Genomic DNA, 13,656 nt, shown 5'->3' on the forward strand with positions numbered 1-13,656 from the left:
TCCTATAACGCTGCCTGATTTCTGGTGGATTTATACAGATAGATGGACAGAATAATCAGCATCAAAAGTATGATCACCATGGAGAGGGTCGCACCAAACGGCCAGTTGCGGGCATAGAGGAACTGCTGTTCCACCATATTGCCGATCATCAGCACTTTCGCGCCTCCCAGAAGATCTGGGACAATAAAATTCCCCAGGCTTGGGATAAACACCAGAATACATCCGGCAACCACCCCTGGCAGAGTGATCGGCAGAATAATCTTGCGGAATGTGGTTAACGGTGAGGCTCCCAGGTCCTGCGACGCCTGCAGCAGATTTCTATCGAGTTTTTCGACGCTGGAGTAGATTGGCAGAAACATAAAGGGGATAAACACATATACCATACCGATGATCACGGCGGTGCCAGAAAACATCAGGTTCAGCGGTTCTGATATCAGCCCCAGCGTCTCAAGAAACTGATTGGCAAACCCGGAGTTGCGCAGAATCAACACCCAGGCATACAGCCGCACCACCATACTGGCGAAGAAAGGCAGGGTAATCAGAAAGATACAGATATTTTTCTTCTTATAAGAAAGCGTTGACACCCAGAACGCCACCGGATAGCAAACAACTAAGGTACAGATCACCGTCACCAGAGCCAGCCCTATCGAACGCAGCAGAATCTCCAGATAAACCGCATCAAACTCCTCATAAAAACCATCGGCCCAGCCAAATACCCGGCCATAGTTCCAGTGATAGAAGTTCCACTCTACGCCACCATACAATCCGGGCTCCAGAAAACTGTAGATCAGCATGATCAGCAGTGGCCCAATGAAAAATGTCAGCAGAAACAGCGTCGTCGGTGACAGCAGGGCAAACAGCGTCAGCTGTTTTCGGCTTAGTTTAAACACACTCATACATGCCTCCGGCTGGAAGGGATGGTGTGCAGGGCATCATGTTGAAAATACAGTTTAACGACAGAACCTTTTGCCAACGGTGTGCTGGTACGTCGGACCAGTGCTGACACCCCCATGCCGTTAGGCAGTTTGCCATGCAGCTGATAATCGGTGCCGACAAAGACGATCTGATCCAGTTCCAGCGTGAATGAGGCATAGTCAGCGGAATCGGCGGGGGGCGTAAGTGACAGGTGTTCCGGGCGCAGTAGCAGATCAACAGATTCCCCTACCGTCAGGGAGCGGTCGGTAGTGATCAGGGAAAAGCCGTTACAGTCGACCTGTATACCCGCAGCACTTGTACTGATCACCTGACCACTGAAGACATTGCTCTCCCCGATAAAGGTGGTTACAAAGTGGGTCTTGGGCCGGTGGTACACTTCATCAGGCGTGCCCACCTGTTCGATCTTGCCACCGTTGAGGACCACAATCCGGTCAGACATGGTCAGGGCTTCTTCCTGATCATGAGTAACAAAGATAAAGCAGATGCCCAGCTCCGCCTGAAGATTTTTCAGCTCTATCTGCATCTTCAGGCGCAGGTTTTTATCCAGCGCAGAGAGGGGTTCATCCAGCAATAACAGCTTTGGCCGGTTGATAATAGCCCGCGCCAGTGCCACCCGTTGTTGCTGACCACCCGACAGCTGCATTGGGGTGCGTTTTTCAATACCCGCTAAGCCAACCATCTCCAGCGCTTCGGCAACCCGGCGGTTACGCTCGCGTTTATTAACCCCGGCAATATCTAAACCGTAACCCACATTGTCACCCACGGTCATATGGGGAAAGAGTGCATATGACTGAAAGACGGTATTCACCGGACGTTTATGCGGCGGCTTATGAATGATAGATTCACCATCCAGCATAATATCGCCGCTATCCAGCTCTTCAAAACCCGCAACAATATTAAGGAGTGTGGTTTTACCGCAACCGGACGGCCCCAAAAGCGTAATAAATTCACTCTGCGCAATCGACAGATCAATGCCATCCAAGGCTCGTATCGCATCACCTTCCGGCGTAATAAACTGCCGATGTGCGCGGTGTATTTTTACGTATTCTGATATCTGGACCTGGGTATTCATCGCTAACCTCGAAAAATTAAAGTGGCGGGATACCCGCCTGAGACGCCTTGATCAGGAGGTACGAATCTTAGTCCATACGCGGTCATACAGCTTGATGCCTTTACCCAGCTCTTTAAACATCTGCAATTTGGCTTTCACGTCTGCCGGAGGGTTAATACTTGGGCTGTTACGCAGATAATCCGGCAGCAGTTTGATCGCTGCTTTATTCATCGTACCGTTAGTTTGCTGCTTGGTGTTTAAAGCGGCGATTTCTGGCTGAGTGAAGAACTCAAGAAACTTCTTTGCATTGGATTTGTTCGGTGCAGTCTTCAGCACACACATGTTTTCCTGATACATAGTGGCGCCCTCTTTCGGAATAACAAACGCCAGATCATCCGGGTTTTCAAATACGTAGAGCATCGCGCCCACATACCATTGCGCGGCAGCAATATCGCCGGACTGGACCATGGGGATGCTGTCATAGGTAAATGCAGAGATATTATCTTTTTGCCTGATGATGTAGTCCTGAGCAATTTTCAGGTCATCCTTTGAGGTGGTGTTAACGCTTTTACCGTGAGTGATCAGGCCGACACTGATAACTTCGCGCATATCCTCAAGCATAGCGATATTATTACCCTGGGCAGGCAGGGCAAAAAAGTCAGCCCAGGAGGTCAGTTCAGGGACCTGCTTTTTGTTGTACAGAATACCGACACTTCCCCATGCATAGGGCAGGCAATACTCACCGTTGGGATCGGATTCTGCGGTAAGAAAGCTGGTATCGATATTTTTAAAACCCGGCGACTGGTTAATATCTGTTTTTTCTAACAGGTTCAGCTGCGCCATGATGTCCTGCATATGCACCGACGGAAAGATAATGTCATAGCCGGTCGCCCCAGCCTGAAGTTTCGCCAGCAGTTCCTCGTTGGAGGAGTATGTATCCAGAGTTACCTTAATCCCGGTTTCTTCGGTAAAGCGGGTCAGCACTTCAGGGTTTATATATTCACCCCAGTTGTAAAGATTGAGGGTTTCTTCAGCCAAAACCCCATTTGAAAAGCTAGCGGATGCGAGTGCGATACCGGTAATGGCAAGTGCTTTTCTGACACTTCGACTACCTGTTACAGAAAGTGAGTTGTTCATTATCTTACCTTTAAGCTGAGTCAATAGATGAGTGATCTGGCCTGTATCAGCACCGTCATTTCATTCTAGTTTGTGGTATTATTCTTTCAATATCAGAATGTGTTATATTTATAACATAATGAAAACTCCTTTAGTTTCATTAAATTAACTATTTTTATCGATACAACAGCTCACAAATTGATCAGAAAAATGCACTATCCTGGTGGCCTCTCAGATAAAACGCACCAACTGAAGGCATAGTTAACATTCACACGGTTGGCATAACAATGAAGAATACGTTTTCATCAAATCCAGAACATATTGCGACCTCAACCGCCCAGAGAATTCAGGAGCTGATCCCTAATGTAACCAAATCTGAAGCGCGGGTGGCGCAGTTTATTTTGCTGAATCTCGATCAGATCAGTTACGAAACCGGAGCATCCATTGCTGAAAAAGCGGCGGTTAGCCAGATCACCGTCAGCCGTTTTCTGAAACGTGCGGGTTATCAGGGGATCTCGGCTCTGAAAGCAGAACTGCAAAAAGAGTTTATTCCAATGGAGGCTGCCGATAGTGAGCGACTCTCTGCTAATACCTTCTATCAGGACAACCTGAAACTTGAGCTGAAGGCGATGATGCGCCTCTATGAGCAGTTTGAAACGGCAAACTGGGAAAGTCTGGTGCGCTGTGTCAGTGCGGCCACACGGGTTTATGTCTCGGGCTTTCAATCTATCCGTGGTGCCGCTGAGGACTTTAGCCGGCGATTATCTCTTGCCAGAGACCGTGTCCAGTACCTGTCCCCCCATGACAGTATGCTGGGCGAGTGGCTGGAGGAGAAACCCAGACTCCATTCCGGTTATGACACGCTGGTTATCCTCGATGTTGTCCCTTACGCGCCGGAAGGACGACTGCTATGCGAAATCGCAGTAGAAAAAGGGATGCAGGTTGTGATTATCAGTGATGAATTTTGCCACTGGGCCAGCGAGTACAATGCCCATGTAATCCACTCGAAATCAAAATCGGGACTGTTTCTGGAATCCACCTGGGGCCTGGTTCTCAGCGCCAACATCTTGGTCGATGCCGTCGCCCGCCGATCAGGTAAAAGTGAACACAGAATTAAACGCTGGCAGGAGATGGCGAAACGTTTAGAGCTGTTTTAGTGGCTCGGTAAACCTCCCTGAACTCAACGAAAAAGAGCGCCTGATAAGCGCTCATTTTATCTTGCCATTAACCTCTAACAGGTGTCTGATTTCAGGGCTTCTCTCCCGCTGCCAGACGCATTTCGATCTCTTCCAATACCGGAATCAGATCGGCGATGCTGTCGATCACATAGTGAGCACCGGCACGGTTGAAACGATCATAGGCTTTAGTACGCAGCACATCCTGCTGATCTTCAGTGAGTGCACTCCACTGCGCCAGACTCATACCCACTTCGTTACCGCTGATCGCTACGCCTACCGTCCACATACCAGCGTTCAGCCCTTCATCGATACCGGTAAGGGTGTCGTCAATCTTGACGCAGGCGGCAAGTTTTTCCACCCCCAGTTCAATCGCATTCATCATCGCCATATAGGGATAGGGACGGCCTTTAGGCACCTGTGTCGCACAGACATTTGACTGGGGGGTATAGCCCTGTGCAGCGGCACGCGCCAGCAGGCCTTCGATCATAATATCGGCATAGCCGGTATTGGCCCCGATCATCACGTCGTTTGCTTTTGCCCAGGCGACAACCTCCGTCAGCCCGGGAATCAGCACTGCGGTTTCGGCAATGGCGGCGATCTGCAGAGGCACAAACTCGTTATACATACGGTCAATATCGGCTTGCGTCGGTATCTCGCCCTTCGCCTCAAGCCAGGCTGCGCGGATGCGCGGATGGTTACACAGCTGGCGGATATGCTCGCGCTTCTCGGTGCCCATCGGCCCCCGGGCTTCCTCTTCAGAGATGGGCACGCCCTGACTGGCAAACAGCCCCTGAAACGCACGAATCGGTGCCATCGAACCAAAATCGACGGTAGTGCCTGCCCAGTCCATAATAATCGCTTGTAAAGACCTTGCGTCTGTTCCGCTATATTGACCTTCGTAACGGTGCATTGTTCTCTCCCGGCAGTCATTTCGACCCGCCAACATCAAGTTAAGGGTTTGGATTGCCATCGGCTATCTGCATCTCATCAAGCACCGCAGACATTGCCTCCAGCAGACCGTCGATCTGCTCATCAAACAGCTGGCCTATGCAGCCCAGCCGGAAACTGTCGGCCTGGGTCAGTTTGCCCGGATAGATAATGTAGTTCCGCGCTTTTAGCAGATCGTAGAAACGCTGAAAGCTGAAATTTGCATGCCCTGGTGCAAAGAAGGTGACGATGATGGGGGATAACCATTCATCCGCCAGCAGGGTTTTAAATCCAAGCTGGCGCATCCCCGCCACCAGCCGTTGCTGATTACGCTGATAGCGGGCAAAACGACCGGCAACGCCACCCTCCTGCTGATGCTCTTTCAGCGCCTGAATAAAGGCGGCCACCACGTGCGTCGGTGGCGTAAAGCGCCACTGGCCGGTGTTCTCCAGGTACTGCCACTGGTCATACAGATCCATACTCAGGGAGTGCGCATGGGTGGCGCAGTGCTGCAGCACCGTTTTACGGATCAGCGCAAAACCAAACCCCGGCACCCCTTCAAAACACTTATTCGCGGAGGAGATAATGGCATCAAAGCAAACCCGGCTGCTATGGATATCAATAGCACCAAAAGCACTCATCGAGTCGATAATCAGCCCCCGGCCGTGCTGCGCAACCACTTCAGCGATCTCAGCCACAGGGTTGAGAATGCCCGAACTGGTTTCACAATGAACCAGCAATACATGGGTTATGCCTTTATCCTGTTCCAGTATGGCGGCAACCTCTGCCCTACGGGGTGGCTCATAATCACCCTTATCCAGGGTGACGTAATCCCGGCCGATATAGTCGAGAATTTTTGTCATCCGCTGACCATAAGCACCGTTAATCAGCACCAGCGCTTTACCCTGTTTTGGGATCAGCGTGCCCAGGGTGGCCTCAACAGCGAAGGTGCCACTGCCCTGCACCGGTACGCAGACAAAAGCATCCTGATCATCAACAAAACTCACCAGCTGATCACAAACCGCTTTGGTCAGCGCGCGAAAGTCACCGTCCCAGGAGCCCCAGTCATGCAGCATCGCCTGCTTAACACTCAGGCTGGTGTTGATCGGTCCGGGGGTTAACAGCCAGGGCTGCACGGTTTTTTCTATCTGACTCATACTCACTCCTGCGACATCAGAGCACTCTCTGAAGAATCTCAACGGTCGCTATTATCGGAGATTGAGCGGCAGATCACAGTGAAGTTTTAATGAAACACTAAGGGTGAAACTTGTAGATATCACCGCTACTTATAGGATGTTAGCGACAAATAGCCGCAATCAGAACAGACTGATCTGGGGTGCCGAGATGCCATCAAGACTGTCATCGAGAAACATCAGAATGCCGTCGGCAATGGGCACCAGCTGACGGTCGAGATAGTGTTGATAGTCGATTGGCGAGGTGGAAAAAGACACCGGCTCAGGGCCATTTACAGTAATCAGATATTCGATATGCATGCCGGAGGCGATATTGCCCTGACGGTTGTTTTTCTTTAATTCATCGTAGGCTTTCTGCGCCGCCTGCACATGGGGTGGACGGTTCTTCTGGTACTCATCTAACGGCCGGCGCAACCGCTTACGATAGACCAGCTCGTTATCCAGTAAACCCGCTTTCAGATCATTAACGGTCTGTTTCAGATAGTCGGTGTAGGGGGCATCACTGAAGATCAGCCGATACAGTTCCCGCTGAACTCTGCGGGCCAGTGGCGTCCAGTCGGAACGGACCGATTCCAGCCCTTTAAAAATCAGTTCTTCGCTGCCATCCGCAAAGTGACGGATACCGGCATAACGCTTCTTGGTGCCCTTTTCTGAGTGGCGCATGGTCGGCATCAGAAAACGGCGGTAGTGGGTTTCATATTCCAGTTCCAGATGGCAGGGCAAACCAAAACGCTGCTGCACCTCGTCCTGCCACCATTGATTGAGAAACTGTTCCAGCCTGCGTCCCTCTTGCGGCGCTTTATCCACCGGGAACTCATCCCCCAGCCAGACAAACACCGAATCGGTATCGCCGTAGATCACCTTGTAACCAAACTGCTGCTCAATCTTTGCCTGGGTGCGGGTGAGAATCTCATGGCCACGCAGAGTGATTGAACCCGCCAGACGCTGATCAAAGAAGCGACAAACATTAGAGCCGAGCACCCCATAAAAGCTGTTCATAATGATCTTAATCGCCTGGGACAGCGGCGCATTTTGTTCCGCTTTAGCCCGGTCCCGCGCCTGCCACAGACGTTCGATAATCTCCGGCAGAATCGCCTCTTTGCGGGTGAATATCGCATGATTAAAACCCGGTACCAGGTCCTCCGGGGGACATTCCGTGCCGGTGCCCTCCGCCAGCGCATAGGGGTCAACCATAAAGGTGCGGATAATACTGGGGTACAGACTCTTGAAATCGAGCACCAGCACCTGATTATACAAACCCGGCCGGGATTCCATCACATAGCCGCCGGGCGCCCCCATCTGCGACTCCCCGGAGGCATACACCGGCGCCACATAACCTTTACGATGCAAACGGGGCAGATACTGGTTATCAAACGAGGCGGCTGAACCACCGACTTTATCCAGCGGCAACCCGGTCAGACGACTACGCTCGATCAGATAGTGCAGCAGCTGAGCATGTTCAAAGATATCCCATACCAGCTTGCAGTCTTCCAAATTGTATTCTGCCAGGCGGCGGGGGTCTTCACGGTAGACCTGCTGAATCTCCTCCCCCCGGTTAATCCCCTCATCCTGCTGATGGCCGAGCAATTTGCCCCGTTCCAGCAACTGATTAGAGACATACTCCAGGGAGAAACTTTCGAACTGCCAGGTCGCCCCTTTGAGGGTATCGATACCATCCAGCACCACCCGCCCGGCGATGCGGCAAAACCACTTGCCATTGGCCGACTCAATCACCTGAATACGGCTGCCATCACGCCCCAGATTAAGCTGCACCTGCAGCCGCCTGGCCCGTTCCTGCAGCACCCGAAAATCGAAACCAACCACATTCCAGCCGATAAAGATATCCGGGTCATAACGTTCAACCTCACGGATAAACGCCTGCAACAGTGCCCGCTCATCATTGACATATTCCAGCCAGGGTTCATTCGGGCCATCGCCAACAATCAGCACTTTGCTGAGCTGATCGGCGTAGAGACCGATGGAGAAGATCCGGTCCGCACGCATGGTCGTTTCGATATCCACCGAGAGCATCCGCAGTTGTGGCTCAAGATCGGCCGGTTGCAGCTTCACTGTCTGCTCACTCCGGCGAACCCGGGCACTGTCCTGAATAAAGCGTTCCATCAGAAACCGGTCAACCGGGCGAATATCCTCTTCGATCATCGGAATTGCGTAGGTTTGCAGCAGATCTGTCAGTTGCCGGTAGACCGCCAGTGAGCGGCTGTAGAGACCATACACCGGACGTTGCTGCAGATCCTTAAGGGGGAGCGATTGTAAGCGCCACCCGGGGCTGGATGCGGTGGAATTCGTAAGCTGAGTTTCCAGCAGTGATTCAATCCGGGGAATATCCTCTTCAAGGACAAAAAACACGCCTTCCTGACCCGGCACCGTCACCGGAAAAGCATGGTCACCGGATTTCAGCCAGAACTGAAAACTAATCCCTTCCGGGGTATCAAACTGCTGCCGGGTGAGAATAAAGCCGCTCGACTGATCCACTGGCTTATTCAACGCCGGAAGCTCAGGCAAATGGAGCAACCACTTCCAGGTCCGGGAAACGCTGCTTTACCGCGGCTTCAGCATCGGCGGTAAACAATAGCTTGATGTTCGGCCCGGCATCCATAGTGAAATACACCTCGACCCCGTCAGCCCGCGCTTGCCAGATAGTCTGCATGGCGGCGACAGAATCCGGTTGCCAGTACAGCAGCGGCGGCCAGGAGGCGATCATGGTCGCGTGCATCGACAGGGCGTTCTGTTCCGCCGTTTCGCCCAGTTGGGTAAAGTTCTTCTCGCTGATCGCCCGGTGCAGACGCTCCAGATCGGTGGCCGCCTGCAAGGGCCAGCTCTGATACAGATGCGCAGTCTCCACGGTGCGGTTCATCCCGGAACGGGAGTCCACCGCTTTCTCGGCGGTGCTCACCTTCACCAGACCGATTCTGAGGTCATCCCAGCGACAATCTAATGGCAGTGCAACACTATCCATACCATCTTCGCGAATGCCCATCTGCCACTCGACAAAGCCATCGTAGAGTGAACGGCTGGCACTGCCACTACCCATACGGGCGAAGGCTGACAGCACCTGCGGTTCGAGATTGAGACCATAAAACCGGTCCACCGCCAGCATCAGTGCGGCAAAGCCTGAGGCCGACGAGGCCAGTCCCGCGGCGGTGGGAATATTGTTCTCGGTTTCCACTTTGATGCAGTGGTCTGCACCACGGCGGAAAAGATCAACAAAGGCGATCACTTTAGCGGCGAACTTGTCATCCGCTGCGACCTGGCTGCCGTTAAGCCAGACCTCATCGCTATCGCTGACGGAGATTTTTGTCCGGCTGCCGAGATGCGCCAGCGAGATCGACAAACTGCTGTTAATCGGCAGATTCAGTTCGGCATCGCGCTTGCCCCAGTATTTACACAGGGCGATATTACTCGGGGCAAACAGGGTATCGGTGCTGTCGACAACCGGTAGAACAGCCGCTGGCAGATAGTGCTCAATCACTCGCTGTTTAGTGATGACTTTAGATATACTCAATGGTTACACCCTCCGCAGATACTGTGACCGGAATCTGTTCATAAGACAGTTGAAAGTCAGATGGGTTACCCAGGGCCAGCACACAGTCGCCCAGACCGGAACCGGATATCTTCGCCCCCAGCACGTCCGGTGAACTGCGCAGCGTATAGATAATCTCAGCCAGATCACGGTTATTTACCCCCAGGGCATCCATCAGCCCCTGATAGATATTCATCAGGCGGCCAAACTGCGGCCAGTCCGAATTATCCACGGCCCGCTCTGCCTGCTCGGTGGTCTGCCCCATCAGCCGATAGAGCTCAGCATAGAGCTCGGGAGCCTGAGCAGCAAACCCCTCAACCCGCTGCAACACGTCCGGGGTTTTCATCTTATAGCCAACATAGAACAGGCTGATCGTGGGGATACCCTGCAGCGCCCGAATCTGTGGCGCAACATCAACCGTTGCCACCGTATACCCCACCACGCCACCATAAACAGCGGCCACCAGATCAGTACCGGAACCCCGGCCATCCTGCACCTGATGCACCACCGCCAGCGATTCACTGAACAGAGCCTGTGGGCTACACTCATTACCTGAATAGGCCTGTAATGCGGTCACCACCGCCGCTGTCACCGCAGCCGAGGAGCCTAAACCGACGGTATGGGAAAACTCTGAGCGGATCAGCAGCTCAAAGCCACCCGGTAGCTTCGCCACCTGACGCTCGATGGCGGTCAGCACAAAACTCAGCGCTGGCTCCGGTTTAAGGCTATCCAGGCTGGCACTGTACTGTGCCAGTTCAGAATCGATAATGACGCTCCGGTCTTGCCGCGGAGTCAGTGTCACGGTGATGCGCTTATCCACTGCGCAGGCCAGTGCCCGCTGACCAAACAACACCGCGTGTTCGCCCATCAGCATCAGACTGCCCGGGGCGGTTACCTTAATCTTCAAGACGGGCTCCCTTACTATCCTCTTCAATCCGCATAAAACTATAGCCGTATTGCTGACAAAGTGCGTGCAGATCAATAGCGGGGGCATAAGCGATCAGGGCTCCGGCGGAATCACCGGACACCGAACCGGCACCGCTCACCTTGGCCGCCCCACCAAGTTGTTCCAGCGCAGCGATAAAGCGCTGTACCACGTCTGGCACCACACCGATCCGGGTTAACAAACGATGATTTTCGCTGATCAGCTCGCGGGGATCAGCCCCCGTAGCAATAACGCTGCTCAGTTGTTGAGTCACCTTGGTAAATGACTGCCATATATCCGTTGCCGCAAAACGACTGCGGACATAGTCAACGCAGTCGCCGGTGCCCACGGCTGGCGCGCCGGTATGAATATAGAACCAGCCACTGCCCAACTGTACCGGCAGCTGCGCTATCTGCCCGTCCTGCACCTGCACCATCCCCCCATAACTCACGGTAGCAGCATCAATCAGTCCGCCACGCCCATGACAGAGACGCTCGCAGAAGCGTACCCGCTGAAACAGTTCAGCCGTATTCAAGGGTTGCGCAAAAAGAGTCTGGCCCAGAACGGTCACCGCAGCGCCCAGTGCCGCAGACGACCCCATCCCGGAGCCGAGGGGTAGCTGCGAACGGATCTCCAGGGTTAAACCGCTATCAGGATCGGTCTCCTGCAGACACTGACTGAGGGCATACAAAGCAAGCTGATGGGGTGCTTCGAGAATCTCCCCGGCACTCAGCTGGCCCTGTTCAAATTGAGTGAAACGCTGATTCAGTCGTGCAGTGAGTTGGCGCAGCTCAGGCCAGCTGATCTGCGTCTGCCAGCCCGCTTCAGGCAGGCTTAGACGCAAACCGTTAACCGCAGCGGGCAAACCGTGACAATGGATATAGCGGTTAACCGCCAGAGCGATGGCCGGTGCCCCATAGACTGCCGAGTGTTCTCCACTGAGAATCAGCTTACCGGGGGCACACGCCTTCATGAAACAGAGCCTTTAACTGAAGCGCCCTTAGCAGGCGATATATTCACGCTTATGATGGGAGATCCCCGCCAGACGGAATCGGCCGGTGGTGCCTTCGGACTTAGTGTGCACGCCGCCATCAACCGGATCGGTATCGTTATACAGCGCCAGATACTCTTCGTACGTGACTTCACTGCGGGCATCCAGCATCAGCTTATGTTTCTCACCGTGCAGGCATTTTTCATAACCGGCAACGATTTTACCGGAGAAAAACTCAGCCACTGAACCAGAACCATAACTGAAAAAACCGATACGCTTACCGGCCAGGTTATGCTTACAGTTTTCCAGCAGCGAGGCCAGACCGATATACATTGATGCCGTATAGCTGTTACCGATGATTCGGTTATACAGCAGCGTATCCTCAACCTGAAGATCCAGTAGTTCAGGCGTCAGGCCACTGTGATTGATACGTGCCAGATGCTTATGCGCTTTCTGTGCCATACGGGTGAAAGGCAGGTGATAACAGAAATGTTGGAAATCGGTGAACGCCAGCGAACTGACTTCACAGAAGTGTTCCCAGGCATGTTTCAGCGATTGCAGATAGATTTTAGTGGAGTATTTACCATCCACCAGTGCGGTTGAACGGTAATTCGGGCGCCAGAAATCCATCACATCTTCGGTGTGATTACCGACTTCAGGGGCGAGTTCCACCAAACGAGGGTTAGCCGTGATCAGCATGGCAACTGCGCCACAGCCTTGCGTAGCTTCACCGGAGGTACCCAGATCATAACGGGCCACATCAGAGGCAATCACCAACACTTTCTTTTCCGGCTGCCGGGCCACCAGCGCACAGGCCATCTGAATCGCGGCGGTGGCACTGTAACAAGCCTGCTTCAGCTCTACTACACGACAGCGTGATGTCAGGCCCAGTAAACGGTGGACATAAACACCCGCAGACTTCGACTGATCGATACCGGTCTCGGTGGCAAACATGACGGTGCTGATAGCATCGGTGCCAACCCGCTCAATCAGAGGCAGGGCCGCGTTTGCCGCCATCGTCACCACATCTTCATCCGGGGCGGGCATTCCCATCTTTTCCTGCCCGATACCCTGATAATATTTGTCAGCATCTATTTCCTGGACTTTAGCCAGGTTTTTCAGATCCAGATAATAGTTGGAGGTGTAAAAGCTGATTTCATCAATACCGACGGACATACGTACTTAAAATCCTCAACGCTCGCCCAGAATGAGAGCCCGATTCATAAATAAACTGTTCACATCCGGCATTCCCAACAGAAACATAGCTGTGGTGAATTCACGCCGGCGTTGCTCTATTACCCTGACCACTGAATCGGCGGAATCCATTGCCGGTTTCAGGAACGGTGCGGCCATGCCGCAGAGCGAGGCGCCGAGTATAACAGATTTAACCATATCAATCCCATCCCTGAGACCGCCACTGGCGATGAAACCGGCACTATTTTGATACGGTTGCGCCAGTTTAAGCGCTTGCGGCGTTGGAATACCCCAATCCTGGAAGCAGAGGCCCAGATCATCGCCACTGTTTTCACTGCGGTGATGCTCAATGCGGCTCCATGAAGTTCCGCCACAACCGGCCAGATCAAACCACTTGATACCGGCGGCGATGCCTGCCTCAATATCCTGTGGTGACAACCCCGCCCCCACCTCTTTCAGCAACACCGGCTGCTGTAAACCCGCGGCTACCTTAGCAATTTTTTCCTGCAGGCCAGAAAAGTTAGTGTCGCCCTCAGGCTGCACTGCCTCCTGCAACGGATTCAGGTGCAGATAGAGGCCATCAGCCCCCAGATGATCAACCGCC

General features: G+C 53.2%; 12 protein-coding genes. 1 reads left to right on the forward strand and 11 read right to left on the reverse strand.

The genetic code is table 11. From position 1 onward, the window contains the following. Positions 1 to 2 precede the first annotated feature (2 nt). Genes ACQY8X_RS08850 through ACQY8X_RS08860 form a run of 3 tightly spaced genes read right to left on the reverse strand, consistent with a single transcriptional unit; the run spans position 3 to position 3,124 of the window. Entirely contained in the window at positions 3 to 896 is an 894-nt protein-coding gene (locus tag ACQY8X_RS08850; RefSeq protein WP_428034781.1) for an ABC transporter permease, read from the reverse strand. Then, positions 893 to 2,008, reverse strand: coding sequence for an ABC transporter ATP-binding protein (locus tag ACQY8X_RS08855; protein WP_428034782.1), 1,116 nt, complete (start codon positions 2,006 to 2,008; stop codon positions 893 to 895). The genes ACQY8X_RS08850 and ACQY8X_RS08855 overlap by 4 nt, the downstream gene beginning before the upstream one ends. A gap of 51 nt (positions 2,009 to 2,059) precedes the next feature. Further along, entirely contained in the window at positions 2,060 to 3,124 is a 1,065-nt protein-coding gene (locus tag ACQY8X_RS08860; protein WP_428034783.1) for a polyamine ABC transporter substrate-binding protein, read from the reverse strand. Between the two features lie 266 nt (positions 3,125 to 3,390). Between ACQY8X_RS08860 and ACQY8X_RS08865 the strand changes: the two genes are divergently transcribed. Next, a complete protein-coding gene (locus ACQY8X_RS08865; RefSeq protein WP_428034784.1) occupies positions 3,391 to 4,260 on the forward strand; it encodes a MurR/RpiR family transcriptional regulator in 870 nt (289 codons plus the stop codon). 91 nt (positions 4,261 to 4,351) lie between these two features. Here the strand turns inward: ACQY8X_RS08865 and phnX are convergent, their stop codons facing one another. The 8 genes from phnX to ACQY8X_RS08905 form a co-directional block, all read right to left on the reverse strand. Beyond that, positions 4,352 to 5,191 (reverse strand): phosphonoacetaldehyde hydrolase, encoded by an 840-nt coding sequence (gene phnX / locus ACQY8X_RS08870; RefSeq protein WP_428034785.1) that lies wholly within the window; start codon positions 5,189 to 5,191, stop codon positions 4,352 to 4,354. Between the two features lie 40 nt (positions 5,192 to 5,231). Beyond that, positions 5,232 to 6,365 (reverse strand): 2-aminoethylphosphonate--pyruvate transaminase, encoded by a 1,134-nt coding sequence (locus ACQY8X_RS08875; RefSeq protein ID WP_428034786.1) that lies wholly within the window; start codon positions 6,363 to 6,365, stop codon positions 5,232 to 5,234. Positions 6,366 to 6,524: 159 nt separating this feature from the next. Continuing rightward, positions 6,525 to 8,924 carry a DNA polymerase II gene (locus ACQY8X_RS08880; protein WP_428034787.1) on the reverse strand — a complete coding sequence of 800 codons (2,400 nt, stop codon included), beginning with the start codon at positions 8,922 to 8,924 and terminating at the stop codon, positions 6,525 to 6,527. Beyond that, positions 8,917 to 9,924 carry a diphosphomevalonate decarboxylase gene (gene mvaD / locus ACQY8X_RS08885; RefSeq protein ID WP_428034788.1) on the reverse strand — a complete coding sequence of 336 codons (1,008 nt, stop codon included), beginning with the start codon at positions 9,922 to 9,924 and terminating at the stop codon, positions 8,917 to 8,919. Before mvaD ends, ACQY8X_RS08880 begins: the two co-directional genes overlap by 8 nt. Beyond that, entirely contained in the window at positions 9,911 to 10,849 is a 939-nt protein-coding gene (gene mvk, locus ACQY8X_RS08890) for a mevalonate kinase (protein ID WP_428034789.1), read from the reverse strand. Before mvk ends, mvaD begins: the two co-directional genes overlap by 14 nt. Next, positions 10,839 to 11,840, reverse strand: coding sequence for a mevalonate kinase family protein (locus ACQY8X_RS08895; RefSeq protein WP_428034790.1), 1,002 nt, complete (start codon positions 11,838 to 11,840; stop codon positions 10,839 to 10,841). The genes mvk and ACQY8X_RS08895 overlap by 11 nt, the downstream gene beginning before the upstream one ends. A 27-nt stretch (positions 11,841 to 11,867) precedes the next feature. Beyond that, positions 11,868 to 13,034 carry a hydroxymethylglutaryl-CoA synthase gene (locus tag ACQY8X_RS08900; protein WP_428034791.1) on the reverse strand — a complete coding sequence of 389 codons (1,167 nt, stop codon included), beginning with the start codon at positions 13,032 to 13,034 and terminating at the stop codon, positions 11,868 to 11,870. Between the two features lie 15 nt (positions 13,035 to 13,049). Continuing rightward, positions 13,050 to 13,656: alpha-hydroxy-acid oxidizing protein (locus ACQY8X_RS08905; protein ID WP_428034792.1), on the reverse strand; the 607-nt coding region annotated here is incomplete at its 5' end.

Origin of the sequence: Amphritea sp. (assembly GCF_050300915.1) — a bacterium.
Taxonomy (GTDB): Bacteria; Pseudomonadota; Gammaproteobacteria; order Pseudomonadales; family Balneatricaceae; genus Amphritea.

Excerpts from the sequence above, each read along its gene's own strand:
- ACQY8X_RS08875 (WP_428034786.1), bottom strand. The coding sequence starts at position 6,365 with ATGAGTCAGATAGAAAAAACCGTGCAGCCCTGGCTGTTAACCCCCGGA.
- phnX (WP_428034785.1), bottom strand. The coding sequence starts at position 5,191 with ATGCACCGTTACGAAGGTCAATATAGCGGAACAGACGCAAGGTCTTTA.
- ACQY8X_RS08865 (WP_428034784.1), top strand. The coding sequence starts at position 3,391 with ATGAAGAATACGTTTTCATCAAATCCAGAACATATTGCGACCTCAACC.
- ACQY8X_RS08855 (WP_428034782.1), bottom strand. The coding sequence starts at position 2,008 with ATGAATACCCAGGTCCAGATATCAGAATACGTAAAAATACACCGCGCA.
- ACQY8X_RS08850 (WP_428034781.1), bottom strand. The coding sequence starts at position 896 with ATGAGTGTGTTTAAACTAAGCCGAAAACAGCTGACGCTGTTTGCCCTG.
- ACQY8X_RS08900 (WP_428034791.1), bottom strand. The coding sequence starts at position 13,034 with ATGTCCGTCGGTATTGATGAAATCAGCTTTTACACCTCCAACTATTAT.
- ACQY8X_RS08895 (WP_428034790.1), bottom strand. The coding sequence starts at position 11,840 with ATGAAGGCGTGTGCCCCCGGTAAGCTGATTCTCAGTGGAGAACACTCG.
- ACQY8X_RS08860 (WP_428034783.1), bottom strand. The coding sequence starts at position 3,124 with ATGAACAACTCACTTTCTGTAACAGGTAGTCGAAGTGTCAGAAAAGCA.